Origin of the sequence: Candidatus Nitrososphaera gargensis Ga9.2 (assembly GCF_000303155.1) — an archaeon.
GTDB lineage: Archaea > Thermoproteota > Nitrososphaeria > Nitrososphaerales > Nitrososphaeraceae > Nitrososphaera > Nitrososphaera gargensis.
In genome coordinates this window covers 2,322,958-2,343,045 of record NC_018719.1, presented here as the reverse complement: position 1 = coordinate 2,343,045, position 20,088 = coordinate 2,322,958, and the positions used below count along the sequence as shown (strand labels likewise).

The 20,088-nt window shown below is 49.8% G+C and carries 28 protein-coding genes; 20 read left to right on the top strand and 8 right to left on the bottom strand.

Annotated elements, in window-relative coordinates; genetic code table 11:
• Position 1 precedes the first annotated feature (1 nt).
• From argC to NGAR_RS14025, 9 genes are all read left to right on the top strand, one after another.
• Positions 2-1,054 carry an N-acetyl-gamma-glutamyl-phosphate reductase gene (gene argC / locus NGAR_RS14060; protein WP_015020448.1) on the top strand — a complete coding sequence of 351 codons (1,053 nt, stop codon included), beginning with the start codon at positions 2-4 and terminating at the stop codon, positions 1,052-1,054.
• Positions 1,051-1,854 (top strand): [LysW]-aminoadipate/[LysW]-glutamate kinase, encoded by an 804-nt coding sequence (locus NGAR_RS14055; RefSeq protein ID WP_015020447.1) that lies wholly within the window; start codon positions 1,051-1,053, stop codon positions 1,852-1,854. The genes argC and NGAR_RS14055 overlap by 4 nt, the downstream gene beginning before the upstream one ends.
• The gene (locus tag NGAR_RS14050; protein WP_015020446.1) at positions 1,851-3,035 is read left to right on the top strand and encodes an aspartate aminotransferase family protein; all 1,185 of its coding nucleotides are present in this window, start codon (positions 1,851-1,853) and stop codon (positions 3,033-3,035) included. Before NGAR_RS14055 ends, NGAR_RS14050 begins: the two co-directional genes overlap by 4 nt.
• Positions 3,022-3,450 (top strand): HTH-type transcriptional regulator LysM, encoded by a 429-nt coding sequence (lysM, locus tag NGAR_RS14045; RefSeq protein WP_015020445.1) that lies wholly within the window; start codon positions 3,022-3,024, stop codon positions 3,448-3,450. Before NGAR_RS14050 ends, lysM begins: the two co-directional genes overlap by 14 nt.
• Before the next feature lie 110 nt (positions 3,451-3,560).
• Complete coding sequence (locus tag NGAR_RS14040; RefSeq protein ID WP_015020444.1) at positions 3,561-4,280, top strand: hypothetical protein; 720 nt, start codon at positions 3,561-3,563, stop codon at positions 4,278-4,280.
• Between the two features lie 171 nt (positions 4,281-4,451).
• Positions 4,452-4,580 (top strand): MFS transporter, encoded by a 129-nt coding sequence (locus NGAR_RS18935; RefSeq protein ID WP_148681514.1) that lies wholly within the window; start codon positions 4,452-4,454, stop codon positions 4,578-4,580.
• Positions 4,559-4,828, top strand: a complete 270-nt coding sequence (locus NGAR_RS14030) for an MFS transporter (RefSeq protein ID WP_015020443.1) — start codon at positions 4,559-4,561, stop codon at positions 4,826-4,828. Before NGAR_RS18935 ends, NGAR_RS14030 begins: the two co-directional genes overlap by 22 nt.
• A gap of 64 nt (positions 4,829-4,892) precedes the next feature.
• Positions 4,893-5,063, top strand: a complete 171-nt coding sequence (locus NGAR_RS17875; RefSeq protein WP_015020442.1) for a hypothetical protein — start codon at positions 4,893-4,895, stop codon at positions 5,061-5,063.
• Between the two features lie 37 nt (positions 5,064-5,100).
• Entirely contained in the window at positions 5,101-5,487 is a 387-nt protein-coding gene (locus NGAR_RS14025; RefSeq protein ID WP_015020441.1) for a DUF6659 family protein, read from the top strand.
• On the opposite strand, the gene NGAR_RS14020 is transcribed toward NGAR_RS14025, so the two are convergent.
• Positions 5,480-6,529, bottom strand: coding sequence for a tyrosine--tRNA ligase (locus tag NGAR_RS14020; RefSeq protein ID WP_015020440.1), 1,050 nt, complete (start codon positions 6,527-6,529; stop codon positions 5,480-5,482). The genes NGAR_RS14025 and NGAR_RS14020 overlap by 8 nt on opposite strands.
• A 108-nt stretch (positions 6,530-6,637) precedes the next feature.
• Between NGAR_RS14020 and NGAR_RS14015 the strand changes: the two genes are divergently transcribed.
• On the top strand, positions 6,638-7,363 hold the full coding sequence (locus NGAR_RS14015) for a hypothetical protein (RefSeq protein WP_148681513.1): 726 nt from the start codon (positions 6,638-6,640) through the stop codon (positions 7,361-7,363).
• Positions 7,364-7,417: 54 nt separating this feature from the next.
• Entirely contained in the window at positions 7,418-8,539 is a 1,122-nt protein-coding gene (locus NGAR_RS14010; protein WP_015020438.1) for a hypothetical protein, read from the top strand.
• Here NGAR_RS14010 and NGAR_RS14005 read toward each other — a convergent pair.
• Positions 8,536-9,237, bottom strand: coding sequence for a M48 family metallopeptidase (locus NGAR_RS14005; RefSeq protein WP_015020437.1), 702 nt, complete (start codon positions 9,235-9,237; stop codon positions 8,536-8,538). The two genes, NGAR_RS14010 and NGAR_RS14005, sit on opposite strands and share 4 nt — an antisense overlap.
• A gap of 298 nt (positions 9,238-9,535) precedes the next feature.
• Here NGAR_RS14005 and NGAR_RS14000 point away from each other — a divergent pair, with 298 nt between their 5' ends.
• The 5 genes from NGAR_RS14000 to NGAR_RS13980 all read left to right on the top strand — a co-directional run bounded on the left by NGAR_RS14000 (position 9,536) and on the right by NGAR_RS13980 (position 12,067).
• Entirely contained in the window at positions 9,536-10,405 is an 870-nt protein-coding gene (locus tag NGAR_RS14000) for an MBL fold metallo-hydrolase (RefSeq protein ID WP_187147531.1), read from the top strand.
• A 122-nt stretch (positions 10,406-10,527) separates the two neighbouring features.
• A complete protein-coding gene (locus tag NGAR_RS19460) occupies positions 10,528-10,812 on the top strand; it encodes a DUF1697 domain-containing protein (protein WP_148681510.1) in 285 nt (94 codons plus the stop codon).
• Positions 10,782-11,129 (top strand): hypothetical protein, encoded by a 348-nt coding sequence (locus NGAR_RS13990; protein ID WP_015020435.1) that lies wholly within the window; start codon positions 10,782-10,784, stop codon positions 11,127-11,129. The genes NGAR_RS19460 and NGAR_RS13990 overlap by 31 nt, the downstream gene beginning before the upstream one ends.
• Positions 11,130-11,194: 65 nt before the next feature.
• Entirely contained in the window at positions 11,195-11,452 is a 258-nt protein-coding gene (locus NGAR_RS13985) for a hypothetical protein (protein ID WP_015020434.1), read from the top strand.
• A gap of 69 nt (positions 11,453-11,521) precedes the next feature.
• Positions 11,522-12,067, top strand: coding sequence for a hypothetical protein (locus NGAR_RS13980; RefSeq protein WP_015020433.1), 546 nt, complete (start codon positions 11,522-11,524; stop codon positions 12,065-12,067).
• Between the two features lie 4 nt (positions 12,068-12,071).
• Here the strand turns inward: NGAR_RS13980 and NGAR_RS13975 are convergent, their stop codons facing one another.
• The 4 genes from NGAR_RS13975 to NGAR_RS17870 form a co-directional block, all read right to left on the bottom strand.
• On the bottom strand, positions 12,072-12,878 hold the full coding sequence (locus NGAR_RS13975) for an MEDS domain-containing protein (RefSeq protein ID WP_148681508.1): 807 nt from the start codon (positions 12,876-12,878) through the stop codon (positions 12,072-12,074).
• A gap of 65 nt (positions 12,879-12,943) precedes the next feature.
• Positions 12,944-14,050 (bottom strand): DNA topoisomerase IV subunit A, encoded by a 1,107-nt coding sequence (locus tag NGAR_RS13970; protein ID WP_015020431.1) that lies wholly within the window; start codon positions 14,048-14,050, stop codon positions 12,944-12,946.
• Entirely contained in the window at positions 14,037-16,082 is a 2,046-nt protein-coding gene (locus NGAR_RS13965; protein WP_015020430.1) for a DNA topoisomerase VI subunit B, read from the bottom strand. Before NGAR_RS13965 ends, NGAR_RS13970 begins: the two co-directional genes overlap by 14 nt.
• 79 nt (positions 16,083-16,161) lie before the next feature.
• Positions 16,162-16,323 carry a hypothetical protein gene (locus NGAR_RS17870; protein WP_015020429.1) on the bottom strand — a complete coding sequence of 54 codons (162 nt, stop codon included), beginning with the start codon at positions 16,321-16,323 and terminating at the stop codon, positions 16,162-16,164.
• 76 nt (positions 16,324-16,399) lie between these two features.
• On the opposite strand from NGAR_RS17870, the gene NGAR_RS13960 reads away from it, so the two are divergent.
• Positions 16,400-16,708: a SemiSWEET family sugar transporter gene (locus tag NGAR_RS13960; protein WP_228369195.1), complete on the top strand. Its 309-nt coding sequence runs from the start codon at positions 16,400-16,402 to the stop codon at positions 16,706-16,708.
• Here the strand turns inward: NGAR_RS13960 and NGAR_RS13955 are convergent.
• Positions 16,705-16,899, bottom strand: coding sequence for a hypothetical protein (locus NGAR_RS13955; RefSeq protein WP_015020427.1), 195 nt, complete (start codon positions 16,897-16,899; stop codon positions 16,705-16,707). The two genes, NGAR_RS13960 and NGAR_RS13955, sit on opposite strands and share 4 nt — an antisense overlap.
• A 71-nt stretch (positions 16,900-16,970) precedes the next feature.
• On the opposite strand from NGAR_RS13955, the gene NGAR_RS13950 reads away from it, so the two are divergent.
• Genes NGAR_RS13950 through NGAR_RS13940 form a run of 3 tightly spaced genes read left to right on the top strand, consistent with a single transcriptional unit; the run spans position 16,971 to position 18,816 of the window.
• A complete protein-coding gene (locus NGAR_RS13950) occupies positions 16,971-17,345 on the top strand; it encodes a phosphomannose isomerase type II C-terminal cupin domain (protein ID WP_015020426.1) in 375 nt (124 codons plus the stop codon).
• A 35-nt stretch (positions 17,346-17,380) separates the two neighbouring features.
• Positions 17,381-17,596: a hypothetical protein gene (locus NGAR_RS13945; RefSeq protein WP_015020425.1), complete on the top strand. Its 216-nt coding sequence runs from the start codon at positions 17,381-17,383 to the stop codon at positions 17,594-17,596.
• Between the two features lie 38 nt (positions 17,597-17,634).
• Positions 17,635-18,816, top strand: a complete 1,182-nt coding sequence (locus NGAR_RS13940) for a dihydroorotate dehydrogenase (protein WP_148681506.1) — start codon at positions 17,635-17,637, stop codon at positions 18,814-18,816.
• Between the two features lie 44 nt (positions 18,817-18,860).
• On the opposite strand, the gene NGAR_RS13935 is transcribed toward NGAR_RS13940, so the two are convergent.
• Positions 18,861-19,667 carry an MEDS domain-containing protein gene (locus NGAR_RS13935; protein ID WP_015020423.1) on the bottom strand — a complete coding sequence of 269 codons (807 nt, stop codon included), beginning with the start codon at positions 19,665-19,667 and terminating at the stop codon, positions 18,861-18,863.
• Positions 19,668-20,088 lie beyond the last annotated feature (421 nt).

Genomic DNA, 20,088 nt, shown 5'->3' with positions numbered 1-20,088 from the left:
GATGAAAGTTGGAGTAGTTGGCGCTTCTGGATATGTAGGAGGAGAGCTGCTTCGGCTGCTGGTCACTCACCCAAAGGTGGAGGTGAACATGGTCACGTCGCGGCAAAAGGCCGGCGAGTACGTGCACCGCGTCCACCCAAGCTTGAAGGGATTCATTGACATTACCTTCTCGCCGATGGACACGGAAAAGCTGGCAAACTCGTGCGACCTCGTGTTCACGTCGGTGCCGCACGGCAAGGCAAACAAGATAGTCAAGGACCTCTACGACAGGGGGATGAAGGTAATCGACCTATCGGCTGATTTTAGGCTAAAGAACCCAAAGGACTATGTCAGGTGGTACGGCTGGGAGCATCCTTTTCCCGACATGCTGAGCAAGTCTGTTTATGGCGTGCCAGAGCTCCACCGCGAAGAGATCAAGAAGGCGCAACTGGTGTCGTGCCCCGGCTGCATGGCAGTGACATCGCTCCTTGCGCTCAAGCCGCTGATTGAAAACAACCTTATTGACACCGACCACGTCGTAGTGGACAGCAAGATTGGCTCGTCAGGCGCAGGCCAGAAGGCCAACGCCGGCACCCACCATGCCATGCGCTATGGTGTCGTCAGGCCGTACAAGCCGGCAAAGCACAGGCACACCGGCGAAATAGAGCAAGAGCTGTCAATGATAGCGAAAAAGCAGATCAAGGTGAGCATGAGCCCCCACGCAGTCAACATCGTAAGAGGCATACTGACTACGAACCATACGTTCCTGAAGAGGCAGGTAGAAGAGCTTGAGCTGTGGAAGATGTATCGCAACTCGTACAAGGGCGAACCATTCGTGCGCCTGATCCGCGACAAGAAGGGACTTTACAAGTTCCCTGATCCCAAGTTCGTGGTAGGCTCTAACTTCTGCGATGTGGGCTTTGACATTGACGAGTACAACCAGAGGATAGTGGCACTTTCTGCTTCTGACAACCTCATGAAGGGCGCTGCCGGCTCTGCAATACAGGTCATGAACGTAATGTCCGGCTATGACGAAACTGAAGGGCTGAAATACACTCCGCTGACACCGGTATGATAGTCATCAAGATAGGCGGAAGCGTAGTCGACGGGCTGCACCCCTCGACCCTTGCAGACATCAAGGCAATCACTGAAAAGGACAAGCTTGTCTTTGTGCACGGCGGCGGCAAGGAGGTGACCGCGACTGCGACAAAGCTGGGCAAGGAGCAAAAGTTCATAGTGTCGCCAGGCGGAGTGCGCAGCAGGTATACTGACAAAGAGACTGCAGACATTTACACAATGGTCATGTCAGGCAAGATAAACAAGGCAATCACAGGCATGCTCCTGCGCCAAGGCATCAAGGCTGTAGGGATCGCCGGGATTGATGGCGGCATATTGAAAGCCGAGCGCAAGAAAAAGTTGCTGATAATAAATGAAAAAGGGAGAAAGATGATGATTGACGGCGGCTATACAGGCAAGATAAATGCAGTCGACCCGGCGCTGGTACACAACTTGGTTGACAACGGCTTCGTGCCGGTAGTGTCGCCAATCGCGCTGAGCGAAGAATACGATTTCCTGAATGTCGACGGTGACAGGGCGGCGGCATACGTCGCAGGCGGCGTCAAGGCAGACAAGGTGATATTCATCACAAACGTCAACGGGCTGATACTCAACGAAAAGCTGGTGACCGCAATGACTCTGGAGCAGGCAAAGGCGGCTCTGCCCAAGATAGGTTTTGGCATGGAAAAGAAAGTGCTTGCCTGCACAGAGGCGCTTGAGATGGGTGTCAAGGAAGCGATAATTGCCTCCGGCCAGGTTGAAAACCCCATCTCTTCGGCCATTGCTCACAATAACTGCACGGTGATAACTCCAAAATGAACGGCGAAGATCAGCACCTGGCAGCACTTTACCAGAGGTTCCCGGTGAACCTTGCAAGGGGCAAGGGCGCACGAGTGTGGGACACCGCGGGCAAGGAATACATTGACTGCATGGGAGGCTATGGCGTCGCACTCGTCGGCCACTGCAACGACAGAGTGGTGGCTGCGATCAAAAAGCAGGCAGATATGCTCATTACCGCCCACATGTCTGTATACAATGACACTCGGCTAAAGTTCATGGACAAGATGTCGACTGTGGTGCCGCCAGGATTGACCAAAATGTTCTTTACAAACAGTGGCGCCGAATCTGTGGAAGGCGCGCTCAAGTTTGCTCGCAAATATACGGGCAAGCATGGCGTAATAGCAATGAATGGCGCGTACCACGGCAAGACGTTTGGCGCGCTTTCTGTAACCTACAATGAAAAGTATCGCAAATCATTCATGCCGCTCTTGGACGGAGTCAAGTTCGTTCCCTACAGCGACCCAGGCAAGCTGGAAGAAGCCATCGACGACACAATCGGAACTGTGATTCTGGAACCGATACAGGGTGAGACTGGCATCATTGTGCCGCCAGACGACCTACTGCCAAAGATAAGAGAGATCTGCAACAGGCGCAATCTCGTCCTGATATTTGACGAAATCCAGGCAGGCCTTGGCAGGACAGGCAAGATGTGGGCAGGGCAGAACTGGAACACTACGCCGGACATCATGTGCCTTGCAAAAGGGATCGCTGGCGGAATACCGATGGGTCTTATACTGGCAAAGCGGGAGATAATGGAAGCGACAAAGCTTGGCGAGCATTCGTCAACCTTTGGCGGGAGCCCGATAGCGTGCGCTGCAGGCACTGCGACGCTTGAAGCGCTGACCGAAGACAAGCTTGTTGAAAACGCCGCCAAGATGGGCAGGCACTGGAGAGAGGGCCTGAATCGGCTGAAAGAGAAGCACAAGATAATCCGCGAGGTGAGAGGCCTTGGCATGATGATCGGGGTAGAGCTTCGCTTCGAGGTAAAGGATGTGCTCTTTGACGGAATTCGCAACGGACTGCTTATGTTGTACTCGGGAAGGAACATTATAAGACTCCTTCCGCCACTTGTAATGGATGAAACGACGGTTTCCCGCGCAGTTGATATAATGGACGCTGTATTAACTAGCGAGGAAAAGAGAAGGAATGTCATCAGCTAACATCGATGAGACAGATGAGAAGATACTCCACATCATGCAGGCAGATTCCCGCAAAGCATTTGTCGAGATCGCAAATGAAATAGGGCTTTCAGAATCGGCCGTACGCCGGAGGGTCAAGAATCTGGTGGACAGCGGGGTCATCAAGCGCTTTACGATCGAGCTTGGCGCAAGTGACAAGACAAGCGCCATAACGCTGATTTCCGTGGCTTCGACCGCGGATACCTCGGCCGTGTCCAACAGGCTCATGAAGCTTGGCGGCGTCGAAGTGGTCTACGAAATAACAGGCCAGTACGACATTGCTGCGATAATTGCGGCTCCATCTATAGCCGAGATAAACAAGTGCATAGATGATATCCGCAAGATAGAGGGCGTGTCTGATACCAACACCGTAATCATACTAAAGACAATGCGCTAGTCTCTCTCTTCTTTTTGTTTTTAGGCAGAATCTTATGTCAGTCTTTAACGTTATTTCATTTCGTCAATAATTTTGGAACCTGCTAAATAGCATATTTTGCAAGAGCACGCATGAGGCTTGATAAAAGCGCGCAAACCTTTAGCATCGTAGCTCTGTTGGTAGCAGCGGTGGCGGTTCTACCACTTGCAAGCTCGCCCGCATCAGCACAGATGGCACATCCAGACAACAACAGCAGCTATGGCCTTGGTGATACAATAACGTCTGCAGACAGCAATGGCACTGGCAAGTCATTTCTGGCCGTATTTGGAGCAAGCTTGGTAGAAGGGGCAAAGGTGACAGGAGTGGTGGTGGAGAGCGAAGATGAGGTCTCGGTGACAGTTGCAAATGAAAACGAGACTGGAAGATCAGACCCAGTTACGATAGTTGCATTCGCTGGCAAGATAGACATGATGTCTTTAATGATGCATTCGATGATGAATGGTAGTGGTGGCAGCTATGGCGACGATAGCTTTGGAACAACAAACAGTGGCGGTGGGCTGGACTACTCTGGCCGCGATCCGCTCAGCGATTTTGCTATGGAGGACCCTGGTGTACATGATGACCTCGGCAGTTCAAAGAGTTCCACGGAATTGTTCAAGAACATAAAAACAGGAAGCAGCGTCATTCAGGAGGACTGGACCTCGCCCCAGACTGTAACTGTGACGCTTGTCAATAATGGCACAGACTCAACAACGGTGCCTGACAAGTCAGATACGACATTTGTGCTTGTGCTGGTCTTCCCATACACAGAAGAAGCAACAGGGACAACAACAGGAGAAGGTCAGGAGTAAAACCCCTCCTCTCCATCCATTTTCTTTTCCCCGCTTTTAATTAGGCAAGTGCACTAGAATCTACCTACTGGACCAAGAATTTTGGAGCATTTGAAGATAAGGACAAGGCAGCAAGCCCGGTAAAGATTCCAGCTTCTGCGTGGAAGGTGCTCGCCGTCCAACCTGATAATCATGGTAGTCGGGTTCTCCATGTTCATGGTGTTCCAGATGGTGCCGGTGCTTGTCCGAAACCCTGTGCCGCTTGGCTTTGGAGGCGAGACGCGGCGACCGCCGGCTATGTGCAGCTCCAGTTTGCAATAGTGCTTTTGGTGTTTGGGCCCACCTCGGAATTCATTGTGCACAAGATGGGCTCCATCAAACCGATAATCATAGTTACCTCTGTAACGGCGACAGGGTTCCTCTTCCTGCTTGCGTTCCATGGAAGCTGGATGGCAGTCGCGGCTGGCCTTGCAGTGCTGTTAACCGGGCTGTCCCTCACAAACGTCGGGGCGCTGAACGTGACCCTGCTTGCCACGCCTGCAGAGTTTACCGCATATCGCTTAGGATGAATACGCTCCTGAGAATTGTCGGGAGCTCGATAGGTCCCGCCCTTGCAGGAGTGTACATGCAGATGTGTACCAATCGACGATAGAGGTGGTGGCCGGCAAGCCACTGGCGTACCCGTCAACGCAGGCTTTTAGCATCATAGTCCTTACTGCAGCGATGCTGGCAGTGGTGTCGATCGCGCTATCAGTGTACCTGAAGCGGCGGCTGAGCAGCATGTCGATACCAAACCTCGTATAAGGTAGTTCATATATTACCTGCTTTCTAAAATTATCTGATGTCCAGACCGCAGGCAGACCCGGAGACTAGGAAGTACAAGGAAAAGTGCAACAGCATCCTTGCAATATCGCCGCGCATACGCTACGCCGGCATTATGAACAGGTTTGGCCGCACGCTGGCCGGCGGCCTGCGCAAGGGAGTAGTGCCCCTGCTCAAGCAGGACGAAGCAAGGAACGAATACTTTATCGAGGCTACAAGGAACCAGCTCCGCAAGAACTTTGAAAGGTCGATAGGCAAGACGGAATATACTTTTACAGAAAACGAGAAGGTCAAGATACTGACTATTGCAAGCGAGGAGCACTTTTACTACATCACAATGGAGAAGGACACGCCTGCAAACGAAGTGGCAAGAATAATTGAAGAGGCAAGGAAGCTGGTCAGATAATAGCCGGCTCTCTTCCCTTAAAGTGCCGGTAGACCGGCTCGATTATCTTATTGACGTAGGTCGCAGTCGCGTTTTTCAGGTCCATCGGGTGTATCTTTTTCGCCACAAAATCGCGCTCTACGTCCTTGTAGCTCGTATATGTCATATTGCCCCCATATTTTGCAGGCCGCTCTATCACGAACTCGTCAAACTGATGGAAGACAATGTAGCGCACCAGCTCCAAGATAGGGTTACCCTCGGCCACTCCCACCGGGCAGAACGCCTTTGAAATCTTGTCCCTGATCGTCTTTTCATCGTCGTGGATGAGTATCCCGCTTGCCGGCTTGCTCTTGCTCATCTTGCTCGATATCCTTGCGTCCTCCGCAGCGTTCTCGTCAAGGCCCGCCCTGACAGGCTCCGAGAGGCCCGGCAGCAGGTGATGGTGCACTACCACTGGCACCTTCCAGCCAAGCTTTGGGAATATCTCGCGGACCAGCATGTGGATCTTGCGCTGGTCCATGCCGGCGTGCACGATGTCAAGGTCGAGCGCCTTGATGTCGACTGACTGCATGGGCGGGTATAGCAGTTGCGATAGGTCAAGGTTCTTCTCTGCCTCGCTCCTCCCCATGATCGTAAGCGATCGCATGGTCCTTGCAAGCGTCATGTGCTTGCTAAAGCGCACAAAGTCTTCCCAGTAGCTGTCCGTCTGCCTGTAAAGGTCGCTTCCAAGGACGACATTGACACCGGGGCAAAAGAACTTGAATGCCTCTGCATAGTACTGCGAGACTTTTTTTATCCTGTCCCAGTCACCGCCCAGCTTGTCGTTGATGTAGGTGTGCCAGTCGGCAAGAAAAACGGTCGAGTGGATGCCGGCCTTGATAAAGTCGTTTATCTTGAATCCTGTCAGCACCAGGCTGCCAAGGTGGAGCACGCCGGATATTTCCAAGCCGATGTAGTGCTTTGGGTGGGCCTTTGATTCAAGCAGAGCCCTGAGTTCGTCTGCTGTCACGACCTCCTCGGTCGGCTCCCGCGTTACAAGTGCAAGCCGCTCTTCGATATCCATATCTTGCTGTATATGGGGAATGCCGAGCCAACAGTTCTATAAACTTTGTACTGCACTTATTGAACAATTATCGCTGTTCTTTATATTGTATTTTGGGCGATGGTATATGTGATAATAGTAAGGCACCTCGCGCTGGCCGCGCCATTGGCATTGATAATCGTTTTGTCTGTTGTTCAGCCGGCATTTGCGCAAGAGGATGATGATAATAATCTGACAGAGCCGCGTGGAGCGCTAAAGAGTAATGCGACAGAAGGCAGTCTCTTAAACGCGACTAGAAGCGATGAGCCTGTCCTTGAGCAAACTTCGGAAAAGGGCATTTACCTTGTGGAGATCAGATGGCCGCAGGACCCTGTGTCGGTTTTCCAGCGCATACTGCAGATAGAAATAGCATTCCTCAACGCCAGCTCTCCCCGACCAACCGCAGAGAACTTTCCACAGACAGAGACCAACACGACTGGTCAGAGCACTCCGGGCGCAAGCGGTTTTACAGACCCGCGCATGATAGAGACTACGCTTCCAGTTGAGAGTTATGACATTGCGATCTATGCAGCAGATGATGGTAGGGAGCTATGGAAAAAGATGGATCAGCCGGGGCTCGGCGGCCGGGGGACACAGAGAATCGACCTTGAAGGCAACTACACCGGCCCTGTTACGATCAACATAACGGACATCCGGCCGGGCTGGAGCGCCGGCGGCACCACAACGGCAGAGGAGCTTACAGACTCGGTTTCGTTCACCGCTACAATCGTGCCAGAATTCTCGGTTGCTGCATCATTGATTCTGGCAGGGAGCGTAGCCGCAGGCATTGCTGCAGCGCGGCTGAGGAAAATATGAGTTATGTAAGATTGGTCTGCAACCGATAAATTGCATGTGCCAAAGTCATGGATAATGAGTAATCATGATATCATTTCGTGGGATAGCGCCATAGGCAGGAAGGTCAAATCAAGCGACGACAAGGACCTTGGCAAGGTGCAGAGCATAACCCGCGACTATATCCAGACAAAGGAAGGAACGGTCTCGAAGAATTACTATTTTATACCAAAGTACTACTTGAGCGGGTACGACGGTGACAAGCTGTGGGTGTCGCTTACAAGGGACGAGGTAAAGTCCAAGTTTGAAAGAGAAAATGCGCCCGAGCCGTCAGAATGGGAGACCCCGGAATACGCAAAACGCAGGACAGTCGTCATGGAGAAGTATCCTGAATTTGCGACAAGCATCCCTGCAAACATGGTCCAGATGCCGTGGGACAAGATAATAGACAAGAAGGTAAAGTCAAGCGACAGGAAAGATCTAGGAGATGTCGAGAGCGTTTCAAGCGACTACATCGAAGTCAAGGAAGGCCTGGTGAGCAAAAAGCACTACTATATACCAAAATTCTATATCCAAGGATTTGACGGCGACAGCCTTTACGCTTCGCTTACAAAGAATGAGATCAAGGATCGATTCGAGCGCGACAGCCCTCCGCCGCCTTCAGAGTTCCAGAGCGCGGACTATCAGGAGAGGATGCGCAGAGTCGAGGCCGATTACCCGCAGTTCCTGCACGGCGTGCCTTGGATGGCAAAAGAGCCGTCGACAGAGATCCCTGTCGACTATTCCGGCACGACGTACAACATCCCATGGGACCAGCTGATACACCAGCACGTCAGGACTACAGACAACGTGGAGATAGGCTACGTGGAGCGGATCGGAAATGAGTTTGTCGTGGTGAGGGAGGGCGTATCGGATGTCCACATCTATTACATCCCCAAGGCGTACATCCGCGACTACGATGGTAGCCAGCTCTGGATAGATGCGCCAAGCGGCCTCGTCAGGTCAAAGTTTGAGAGGGAGCCCGAGCCCTCGGTGGAGGAGCTGCGGACCCTTGCCAGAGATGCGCCACGCTACAGGAAGAGGACAGTAGAGCCACAGGCGCAGCGCACAACAACAGCAGAGCCGGGGAGCGTCAAGGTGGAAACAGAAGTGGATCTGGAAGAGGCTGGCAGGACAAAAACAGCAACAGAGGGAGCCTAGCCTATCTTTATTACTGGCGCATAGCTGGTAAGCCACTCTTTGTGCTTTTTGTAATCAGGGTCTGCTTCTTTTACCAGCTGCCAGAACCTGATTGAATGATCCATCTCTATCAGGTGCATGAGCTCGTGGATTATGACGTAGTCAATGACTTCACGCGGGGCCGCTGCCAGGAGCAGGTTAAAGTTCAGGTTGCCCTTTTTTGAGCAGCTGGCCCACCTGGACCTCTGGCTCTTTATCGATACCTTGTTGTACTGCAGGTTCAGCCTTGCAGCAAGCGCCGGCAATCGCTCGGATATTATCTTACCCGTCTGCTCCTTGTACCATTCCTGCATCTCTTCCTTGTACTTTCGCCTGTCCGTTACGTGGAAGGTTATCACCTTCATTGCATCAGAGACGACTGCCGACCGCTGCCTATCCCTTACAATGTGGAAGCGATACTTGCTTCCAAGGAAATAGATCGTGCCCGGCTCGTGCCCTCCACCGCAGCGCTCCTTCAGCCTGATGTAGTACCTCGATGTCTTGATAATCCAGTCCCTCTTTGCAGAAACAAAACTCTCAAGCTCTTCGACGCGGTAGTCCGGCGGGACGATCGCCTGCACGCCATTTATGCCGGAAACAAGCCTGAGTCTCTTTGCCCTTTTGCTTGTCAAAACGTCGATCTTGATTGCACCGCCGGCATGGTCAAGCGATAAAATCAAACATACATCCAACTTTGGCAGTAGTTAAAGAATTTTGTGGGGTTCTGCTAAAGTTCCACTTCAGAAAGCGGGTTCAGTAGGATTACGCTAGAAAAATAGGATTCGGTCAATAACTGCTGGCTTGCAAACTGACATATGCAACCAGATAATGCAGCAGCCATCAAAGCTTTTATTCGCTCAGCTTGCACTCTCTCATAGCATGCGACTTCTCCCTGTCAGCAAGATGTCGATTACTCTTCTAATGGATAACGTTACTGACAGGTTGCTTGCCAGCTCGCCGCATGCGCATCGGCCGCCATTGGGCAGGGATGGAAAATTTCTTCCTGCACCACTAGCAGAACACGGGTTCTCTGCTCTGATAGAAATTCAATATGGTGGAGAAGACGGAGGATCGGTTCAGCAGCAGAAGACTTACCTATTTGATACAGGAACGAGTGAAAACGGCGTCATCTTCAACTCTGATCTGTTTGGAATAGACCTCTTGAAGATTGACGCCATTGTATTGAGCCACGGGCACTTTGATCATTTTACAGGACTTCAAAGCGTGTTAAAACGAATTTCAAGACCTGTCAGGCTGTATGCACATCCTGATGCCTTCCTAAGGCGCTGGGATATTTTTCCAGACGGGACCCGCCTGATCAATCCTGTCCTAGATGAGGCGGCTCTAAAGGAATACGGGTCAATCATACATAAAAACGAAGGACCGACTGGCCTTCCAGATGAAAAAGATCCCCGTCTTATTATTAGCGGCCAGATTCCGCGAGAAACAAGCTATGAGAAAGGTTTTCCGCCACAGTATGCAGAAGTGGAGGGAAAAGGTTTGGTTCATGACCCATTAGTCAAAGATGATCAGGCGCTCATTGCAAAAGTTAAAGGAAAGGGGCTGGTTGTTGTCAGCGGTTGCGGCCATGCAGGAATAATCAACACAATAAACTATGCCCGGAGGCTGGGTGGTACCGAAAAGATTCATGCGGTCCTCGGCGGCTTCCACTTATCAGGCCGGCTACAGGAGGAAGCAATCGAACCAACCTTGAAGGATTTGCAGAGTGCTGATCCCGACTATATTGTGCCTTGCCATTGTACCGGATGGAAAGCCGTAAACACGATAATCCAGAGGATGCCTGAAAAATTTATCCCGCCAAGTGTCGGAACCCGGTTTGTCTTTTAAAATGTCGTATCTGCGAACACCATATATTAGACAGAAGCCCGTGGGACAGCTACAACCATCCCATTCTTTCTTCTGCTCATATCATAGAGCATAATATAAAGACATCCAGACCAATATTGGCCGTGAGCAGCAAAGCAGATGCATATCATCAGTGCCTTGCACTGCTGCGCGGCATTAACATGGGCGGGAATAACATTATCCGGATGACCGATTTAGTAGCGTGTTTTGAGCAGAAGGTAGGATTTACAAATGTGACGTCCTATATCCAAAGCGGCAATATTCTGTTTAGGGCCGCCGATGAACAGAACAGGACAAGACTGATGACCAATAAGATTGAAAGAGTCCTGTCTGATAACATTTCATTACAATTCACAAGTTGTTTGTCGTCCTCACGCACGAACAACTGAAAAGTGTGGTAGAGGGCGCTCCACCTCTGTTCGGCAAGGATGCGGCACGATACCGATATGATGTAGTCTTTTTGAAAGAAGAACCCCTTACGACAAAAGTTGCCATGAAAAGCGTGGCTGTCAAAGATGGTATTGATCGTGCATATGAAGGAGAGGGTATGCTCTATTTTTCGCGCCTTATGGCAAAGGCAGCACAAAGCCGCTTGATGAAAAATATTCGCACTTCCTATTCACCAGAAAATGACCATGCGAAACTGCAATACCACTACAAAGCCGCTCGCTCTGATGGACAAGAGGGCGGCGACGGTCAAAAATGAAGAACAACAACACTAGAGAGAAGAAGAGATAAAATGCCATTTGCAGAAATAGATCTCTCCTACAGATGCCACGGAGTACCCAGATCAAGGCCGCCGAGCTGGCCGGCAGGTTGGCCGCGCTTGACGTCGACGAAGGCATAAGGATAGAGAAGAAGAATAATGATAATGCCGGCGACGAAAAAATATTTGTCAATAGGAACGCTTCTGGCATGTTTATCGTGCAGCATGGCAGCGACTTCCAGTACCTTGAATCTGCAAGGCAGGTTGTCAGCGTCATAAAGTCAAGGTTTGGCAGCAAAAAATACACTATATGGGCTTACTAAATAGAAGATTCTACACTAACATTGCGTATAGACCATTTTAATAAAATAGAATCGAGTTCTGCATTATATATGGTGTCCGGCAAGTATTTCAACAAGGGCGTAAAGGCGCTGGATTCCCCACACGTCGGCCACGTTGTAAGGGAGACTTCAGACAAGATTGTGGTATTTGGCGGAGGCGATGACAGATACGACATCCCAAAATCGACGATCAGGTTTGCGGCAGGCAACGTGCTGATAGACCTGCCTTTTTATGAAATAGTAAGGAAATACAAGGTTGACAGGAAAGACCCGCTGCCGGCAGACAGTGCTCCTTCTATAGACCTGCCAGAGCCAGTCGACCTTGCGACCTACGAAGGCAAGTATCCCAAGTCGCTCTTTAACAAGGGCGTGAGGACGCAGGACGAAGAGCATGTCGGCCACGTGATGAGGGAGACTGACGACAAGATTGTAGTCTGGGGCCACTACGACTGGCGTTTTGACGTCCCCAAGTCAAAGATAATTGCTGTTGGAAGAAACGTCATCCTCGGGATGGACTACTCTGACGTGTTCAAGTACAGCGTCGATAGAAACGCGCCGCTGCCAACGGGCGAGTCAGTAGAAACTCTGGCCGAATGATCTCTTAGCTAAACGCGACAGATTTTCTGACCTCGTCCTTTACGTATCTCATAGTGGCGTCTGCAGCCTTTTTCCCCATTATCCTTTCCAGCATGTCTTCCAAGATCTGGGGTCTGGATATGATGTGGCTGTCGTTTATCCTGTAGCAGAGCTTCATTGTCTTGAAAATAAGGTCGGATAGCTCGTGCCCAAGCGCCCTATCAAGGCCGCTGCGTGCTAGCTCGATGAACTTGGATGGGTGCCATTCTCTGTAACGATTGTTTGTGTGGATGGTCGAGTGGTGGGCGTTCAAAATTGCGACCAGATCTCCAAACGACAGTCTGGAGAAAGCGTTTGCGCTGTAGCAGCAGATGGCTTCAAGAGGAATGTGAAACTTTTTGCCTACTATCGTTTCGTAGTTGACAAGCTTGCAAGGGTCTACATGGTGCTCAAAAAAGGTCTCGGCGCTTCCAATCGCAAGGATCCCGTCAGAATTCGATCTCTTTTTCACTTTTAGCATCAGAGAGTGCCACGAGTCCAAGATAGCCTGACCTTCAAGGTTGTTGGTCTTTTCTACCGAGTACATCACGTTTCTGTCGACTATTGTCAGCGCGCCGGATTCAACAAGCGTCTCAACATCGATGCGCCGGCTCATGTGCCTGACCGTCTCGGCCACATCATTTTCAACAGCGTAAATGACTGCATAATTTCGGGAAGCATACTTACTGACGATATCATATAGTGCCGGGTAACCAGTATCTTCGCTTCCCTCTATGAGGCAAAGAGAGTGGATGCGCTCCATAAGAGGCTCATAAGGCAACGAACCTTCCATGAATTATAAACGTTTGTAAAAGATTGTATTGTAAGATAATTACATAAAACCGTAATTTTATGATATTATATGACTCCAGCTTCGCGCAGCTTGCGAGGCAGGTAGACCTCTGCAAGGTACTTGAAGCCGTGCTTGAAGAACGCGTCCAGCTCGCACTTTTCCTTCTTCTTCAGGAACAGATCAAGCTCCTTCTGCCATTGCTTGTCTTGGAACCATGGCTTTTTCTTCATGTCATTTGCGCGGTTAAGGTCGTCATCTGATGCTGCAAGCCTTGCGACCTCTGGTATGTTGTATTCGTAAATGTCAGAGAACATCATTCCGAGCACCTTTGCATCGGGCGTCACGAGCCTGTCGCTGTCATAGCTGAGCGATTCACTGCCGATCTTGTAGCGGAGCGCTATGCCAAGGCCCCATGGGTCGGCATCTGCAAACACGACTACGGGCTTTTTCCACTCCTCATTGAGCGCCTTGACCATCATTCTGGTCGCCCTGTCCGGCTCGCCCGAACCGGTCATTAGGATCGCGTTGTATTTCTGAATAAACCCGGATTTGCGGATGTTGTTGAGCACCGTATCTTTCTCCACGACCATGACAAAGTCAGCCTTGACCTTCACTATTTCCACATCGCGTATATTGGTCGGTATGAGCTGCGAAGTGGCCCTGCTGCCAAGGTTGCAGTCAATGACGTCGCCCCCTACCCGGAGCGTGATTGGCCCAGAGATCATGCCCTTTGGCTTTGAGGTGACGGAGAACTCTTCCCTTGGGACTCCTGTCAAGAGTTCGATCGCCTTGATGGCATCGTCAGAGTCCTCCTGACCCGTCCAGAACTTTTGCTTGTTCTTTTCGTCGCCCACCGTGCTCAGGGTTGCGTAATACATACCCCTGATCGTGCTCTCCATTTCTTCGTCCAACAGCTTGCGCACCGCATTTGCCATCACGAGATACTGGGTAAAGGTGGGAATCTTTTTAGTGCTGTCCGGGCTTATGCCGACTGTCTTGTCGCCTATCGTGAGCATCCTCTTTTCGTCAGACCACACGGTGTTGTCATAGCCGACCTTTGGGACGTTTAGAACGGGCATCATCTTTTGTACCATAAGGTCAGTGCTAACGTCCTTCATTATTGTCTTGATCTTTTTGATGACTTCTTGGTGGCGCTTGTCAGTTGCTGGCATTTGCTTTCTTCCTCCTTACTTCTCCTCCTTTTAGCGGCTTGTTATTGTCTTTAATAACTGTGTCAAGAGTTGCTTGCTTGTCATCATCCTTCTGCAGAGTTTCAGGCACTTTTTCCTTTCTGGCCTTTGGCTTTGAGAGCTTGCCCTTTTTCCTCGCCGTATTGATTGCGATCTGATCCTTGTCTGGCTTGATCAGCTCGCCGTCTATCTCCACTGCTTCTTCCGCCTCTTCTTCGATGCGCTCAGTAGTGATCTTGTCTTCTTTTTCTGCGGTAGTAGTACTACTAGGGGTATTATTGACCAGCTGCTCGATCCTGACGTGCTTTTCTGCAAGCTCTGTGAACGCCTGCTCAAGCTTGACAGGATCAACCTTGATCGATTCAGAAATAGCGCTTACTATAAGCGGGATGTAATACTTGTACAGGTTCAGCCTGCTCTGGGCCTCCTTCATGCGCAGCTCTTTTCTGATCTGCGCGCTCACCTTCCGATACAGCTCTGACAGGCAGTATTTCATGTATTTTTTCAGCTCACCTTCCGACGCAATGCTCTCCTTGCCTGCAGTCTTGTACGGTATCTTGGTCGAGCAGATGTGGAAGAATATGTGCAGCGGCAAGAGCTCGACTGCCCTGTCAGATTTCACTTCTGGGTTTGCGAACTGCTCCTTGGCCTCCTTTTTTGTGATGCCCATCTTGTTTATCTCTACCTCAGAGACCACTTCCCTCGCCACATCAGAGCCCTCGTCGTACAGCAGAGGGATCTTGTTTGCAAACCTGTATAGCTTGAACGACGGAATGTCGCCACCATACGCAATGCCGCATTCCACTATCGTTGGGCGGTTGTTGATGACGCATGTGCGGGAAGCATAGGCAGTAAGCGACGGTTTTAGTACCTTGACTGTAATCTGCGGCTTTTGGACCTCGGGTGCGCCAGAGCCTTCTGCTGCAGGGACGACTTCCTTTGTGGTGACTATGGTGTATTCAGAGGTCATGCCGGTGGTCAGGATCTCCTCGCCGATCGGGCTCAGGTGATCGGTGTTTGCCTGCTGGAAGGGCATATGCTTGCACACCTTGACTATCTCGATAAGCTCGTTCTCGCTATACTTGTCTGCCGGCTTGTTCTCCAGTCCTGCCTTGGCAATGATATCCTTGGCTTTTTCGCTCGACATCTTTTGGAACGAGGCTGCAAGCACCCCTTGAAGGGTGGTCTTGTTGTTCATGAAATTCATTATCGCCTTTTTGAGTGTCTGGAGGTCCATGTCCGCTGGGTGGGGCAAGACTTCCTTTGCAGGCTGCGGCATCACTTCGGTCCTTCGATCGAACGTGACCTTGCCCTCGTCAGTTTCATATTCGATAATAGCATAAGGGTTGACGATGCTCGTCTGGCTGATGTATTCGTTGATCTTGGCCTTTATGTTATTCCTTGTGATCGGGGAAAGTTTTGCATGGAGCACCGCCTCGACCCTGAACCCCGAGTCCCCGACGATCCTGCTCTCTTCGCCCTTGGCTGGCCTTTTGGCAAGGACGATCGGCTTGTTCGTGCTGATGTCTGTTCGCAGTTCAAAATAATACTCTGATCCTTCTTCGTGCGATTTTGACCAGACCTTGAGTGGATGAATGGTGTCTTTGGTAGAAAAAGCAGCTATCATTTTGAGGCCGACGCCGAACAGGCCACGCTGCTGCTTTTCAACGTACTTGCCCGACGTCAGGAACGAGCAAACCGCCACCGGCACCTTGTCTAAAGGCACCCCAATGCCATTGTCTTCGCAGGTTATGGTCCACAGATCGTTTGCCTGATCGCTCATCTTGAGCGACAGCGATATCTTTGGCAGGATGTGGCCAGTTTCGCAAGAGTCAAGCGAATTTTCAATTAGCTCCCTTACAGCCATGTACAGGATGCGTTCGGTGGTAAAGCCTGCCAGCGCAGAGTTGTCGACAAAGAATTCCGATTCGGCCTTTTTGTCGTACCTGACCTTTCCTTTTGTCAGCGGCTTTTGCTGCGCAGCTGCAACCTCAACAGTAGCCTTTTGCTTCAAAGACGTCGAGACTATTTCGCTAACTCAATTTAACTTTTTACGATAAATTTTTTGACTCAGTACTAAAAAGTTAAGCCAGCTAGTCTATGTGAGAGCCGTACGGCGTCGTCGCGCTCTTTAGCTCCTTTATAGTAAAGTTCGGGGATTCAAGTAAAAGCCGCTTTTTGCCCTTCTGTATGACTATGAAATCCGAGCCAGAGCCCACGACCGTACCATCAACCAAGTCTTTCAGCTGGGTCATGGCAGATGCTATGCTGGCGTGATTATAATAACTATAGCAGAGTTTTAATACCAATCCCAGAAAAGCCAGAATAGTAATGGTTTTTCCCCTGCTTGGACAGGTGACTATAGACTTGATGATATCCATGATAGGCGTGGCGGCAGCAGCACTTACAACATCCAGCTTTTTGCCCCAAATAGTCCGGGCGTACAGGACCAAGAGCATGGGGGATGTCTCGCGGTACCTCATGAGCATGTTTGCGACAGGCACTGTGCTCTGGATGGTCTATGGCATATTCAAGGAGGATCTTGTAATAATCGGGGCAAACGCCACCGCCACAGCGTTTAACATAATTCTGCTTTACATGAAGGTTGTCTACAAGGCCAAGCCTGCCAAAGTGGCCTAGATGTAGCTATCGTGCGTGAACTGGTAGGGGTTGTTTCTCTGGTTCTGGTTCACAACTGCGATCGTGTTTCTGACAAGCTGGTACATGCTGTCATGGCAGGGGCACACACATATCTTGGTCAAGTCCGCCTCCTTGATGATGCCCTTGCACGATCCGTGCTCGTTGTTGATGCAATTGTTCGACTTGGACACGAATAATTTTTGCATGAACTGTATTTATATTGAATGGAAAACGTTAAATTGTTTCTTGGCTATTTCTTTTCATGAACATTTATTCTGAAAGCAGGCCGTGGGGCAGGTTTGAAAAGTTTCATGAAAACAAGCCCTGCACAGTCAAGCTGATCTATGTCAATGCAAATTCCCGGCTCAGCCTTCAGTACCACAACAAGCGATCCGAGTTCTGGAAGGTGATCAAGGGCACCGCAATGGTCGAGCTGAACGACAGGAACACAGTTCTCAAAGAAGGCGAGACCATTTCTATTCCAAAGCAAGCAAGACACCGCGTTAGCGCGCTTGACAGCGAATGCGTGATACTTGAAATCGCATACGGCAAGTTCGATGAAAACGACATTGTACGCATCGAAGATGACTACAACAGGGCAGCGATGCCAGCCAAGACGCGGGTAGCGACTGCCTAGAGTTGATATATCTCTATGATGGCACATAATCTACCTTGGTAGAGCTGAAAATACTAAAGGGCAAAAAGAACGAGGGCCTGTCCGTTTATCTGGCGAAAAAGAGCATTACGATAAACTCGGAAGGCGACGTGCCGGTGCTTGAAGTCACCAACGAGTACGGCAACTCGGTCAGGTACGAGATTTCAGACAGCTACCGCTTTGATAACCTACATGCAAACCTCTGGCAGTTCATCAAGGACAGCCAGCATTAAGCCTATATAGGAAAGTGGAATAGCGGCAGTAGACAACAGTGCAACTTGTAGATACCTTCAAGGCAAGTTTGGACCCCTCTATCTTTAGGCTTTATCGCAGGTACCTTTACTCGCGATACAAGGCAACAGACGAGCTTGCGCAGGCAGAAGTGGTGCACGAAAAGGCAAAGGAGCGCCTGCTCAAGATGACGGACAAGTTCCGGCAGAACGCGTCCTATTTTGATCCCGGCGACCAACTGGCAGTTGAAATTGGCAATTACAAACTGAAAGGCCCCGTTGGCCTTGCGGCCGGCTTTGACAAGAACTGCGACGTGTTAGAGCCAACATCGTACGTCTTTGGCTTTCTCAACCCCGGCAGCGTGCTGAAAAACCCACGCGCGGGCAACCCGCAGCGGCCAAAGAGCGAGGGCACCATCAGGATTGCTGTAGACGATGAAAGAGAGGCGATAATAAACGCGCAAGGATATCCGCACAAGGGGCTCGACTACACCCTCAGAAACCTGAAAAAGTTCAGCGAGGGTCGGAGGGGCAACGCCAAGATCCTGCTCAATTTTTCCGGCATAACCGACACCTATACCGAAGACGCGGTGCTCGATTCGTGCAAGGAAATCCTGACAAGGACTGCGCCTTATGTTGATTTTGGCTTTGAAGAAAACAGGACGTCTCCAAACACGGATTTTAACAAAGTGCTGCAGACGCCCGAATTCACGAAAAAGATGATCGATCTGATGAACGCGCATATGCCGGGCAAGGTAAAGGCGTCCAAGATATCGCCATACACCAGGCTGCCGCCATCAGACGAAGAAACACAAGCCAAGCTCAAGTCGATCAAGGTATTTTACGAAAACGGCGGGCAGGTCGTCACGCTAGGCAACACAAGGCCGGTCGATACAAAGACTGCCAAGATCACCAAGAATTTTGCAAGGGGAGTCGCCGGCGAAAGCGGCAGGCCGCTATTGCCGTATATGCTCAAGCTGGTACAGGATGTACACAGGGCATTCCCGGATCTTGCAATCATTGCATGTGGTGGCATCTTCTCCGGCGAAGATGCCTGGAAGGCGTACGAAAGCGGGGCGACGCTGGTCTCGCTCTATACCGTCCTGACCTTCTACGGCTTTGGCGTCGTCAGGGACATACACGACACACTGAAAAAGAAGCTGGGCAAAGAGGAGACATTGCAGAGTTTTATGGAAAAGAGAGACTCTCGCGTCACCCGCTAGTTTCCCAGATCACCCTGAACAAATTGTTACTATTCTAATTTCTGTTAACCGGCGGAAAAAGCAACTCTGCTCCTGATCTCGTCAAGAATTACTCTTATGGCTATATCGGCTTTGCCTCCTAGAACTCTTCTTAACTTCTCTTCAAACACCTCTGGCTGCGATATTATGGAATCCTCGTCAATCCTGTAGATCCATTTTAGACTTGTGAATATCAGCTGGGCCGCACCTTGCCCAAGTGCTCTATTCAATCCTTCGGCTATCAATTCAATAATTATTTCAGGATGCCATTCACAGTAATGCCAGTTGCTGTGAATCGTATAGCTATAGAGTCCTAGAACAGAAATTGTCTTGCCAAGCGATAGGCTTTCAAACGATCTTGAATCGTAGCAGCATATAATCTCAATACGGCCTTTATGGCAGATCTTGCTGGGGATTAGTCTCTCATATGTGAGCTCTCCGACATCATCGCATTTTTCATGAACAGGTAAGTCGTTCACTGAATATATGATGACAATTCTGCTGTGCTTGGATATCGTTTTTTGCATGATTGAACGCAGAGATCTCAGGATCTCACATGCGCTTGATGTTAAATTTCCTGATCGACAAAAGACTAGTTTTGGATCGATCAAGATTAGAGCCCTTCTTTCAATATATTCTTCAATATCCAAGCCCGTTTTGGCCTTCATTTTCTGGATTGCCTTGGCTTGATTGGAAGTGATATAGATAACAGCATATCCTTTGGACAAATAATCAATCATATGATCATAAAGGACAGGATTCACTGAAGCATCATCAGCGGCGCTACGGGAAATGCCGCCATCAATTACAAGAAGGGAATAGTCGAGGCTCATGACAAAAAATTCTAAAATTCTGGTATATATGTGGCAAGTTCCTATATTTAGGAATTATGTCTATATGATCTCCGTGATATAGGCATAATGATGGTTGTTTTATAGGCCAAAGATTACTATTGCAGATCGTCTAACTCGCTACCATTATCTATGATCTTGAGGCTTGTGTGACCTGTTTCTTGTAAATGATTTGCTGCTTCATTGGAGAAAAAGAAGATTTTATCACATTCTTGACATATGTGAATCATTAGTTTCTCCATTATGGAATCAATATCCACTTTGGGGTATAAAAAATCTTGGGTAACATTATAATGATATTGCATCCTTGCCATCAGTTTAGTCAGGATTTGGCCTAGTGCTATAAAAATTTACTATATTATTATTTAATAACAGCAAATATATTCTATATTATATTAATTTA

Coding starts and splice junctions, on each gene's coding strand:
- argC (WP_015020448.1), top strand. CDS start 2: ATGAAAGTTGGAGTAGTTGGCGCTTCTGGATATGTAGGAGGAGAGCTG.
- NGAR_RS14055 (WP_015020447.1), top strand. CDS start 1,051: ATGATAGTCATCAAGATAGGCGGAAGCGTAGTCGACGGGCTGCACCCC.
- NGAR_RS14050 (WP_015020446.1), top strand. CDS start 1,851: ATGAACGGCGAAGATCAGCACCTGGCAGCACTTTACCAGAGGTTCCCG.
- lysM (WP_015020445.1), top strand. CDS start 3,022: ATGTCATCAGCTAACATCGATGAGACAGATGAGAAGATACTCCACATC.
- NGAR_RS14040 (WP_015020444.1), top strand. CDS start 3,561: ATGAGGCTTGATAAAAGCGCGCAAACCTTTAGCATCGTAGCTCTGTTG.
- NGAR_RS18935 (WP_148681514.1), top strand. CDS start 4,452: ATGGTAGTCGGGTTCTCCATGTTCATGGTGTTCCAGATGGTGCCGGTG.
- NGAR_RS14025 (WP_015020441.1), top strand. CDS start 5,101: ATGTCCAGACCGCAGGCAGACCCGGAGACTAGGAAGTACAAGGAAAAG.
- NGAR_RS14020 (WP_015020440.1), bottom strand. CDS start 6,529: ATGGATATCGAAGAGCGGCTTGCACTTGTAACGCGGGAGCCGACCGAG.
- NGAR_RS14010 (WP_015020438.1), top strand. CDS start 7,418: ATGAGTAATCATGATATCATTTCGTGGGATAGCGCCATAGGCAGGAAG.
- NGAR_RS13985 (WP_015020434.1), top strand. CDS start 11,195: ATGCCACGGAGTACCCAGATCAAGGCCGCCGAGCTGGCCGGCAGGTTG.
- NGAR_RS13980 (WP_015020433.1), top strand. CDS start 11,522: ATGGTGTCCGGCAAGTATTTCAACAAGGGCGTAAAGGCGCTGGATTCC.
- NGAR_RS13975 (WP_148681508.1), bottom strand. CDS start 12,878: ATGGAAGGTTCGTTGCCTTATGAGCCTCTTATGGAGCGCATCCACTCT.
- NGAR_RS13970 (WP_015020431.1), bottom strand. CDS start 14,050: ATGCCAGCAACTGACAAGCGCCACCAAGAAGTCATCAAAAAGATCAAG.
- NGAR_RS17870 (WP_015020429.1), bottom strand. CDS start 16,323: ATGACCCAGCTGAAAGACTTGGTTGATGGTACGGTCGTGGGCTCTGGC.
- NGAR_RS13960 (WP_228369195.1), top strand. CDS start 16,400: ATGGTTTTTCCCCTGCTTGGACAGGTGACTATAGACTTGATGATATCC.
- NGAR_RS13950 (WP_015020426.1), top strand. CDS start 16,971: ATGAACATTTATTCTGAAAGCAGGCCGTGGGGCAGGTTTGAAAAGTTT.
- NGAR_RS13935 (WP_015020423.1), bottom strand. CDS start 19,667: ATGAGCCTCGACTATTCCCTTCTTGTAATTGATGGCGGCATTTCCCGT.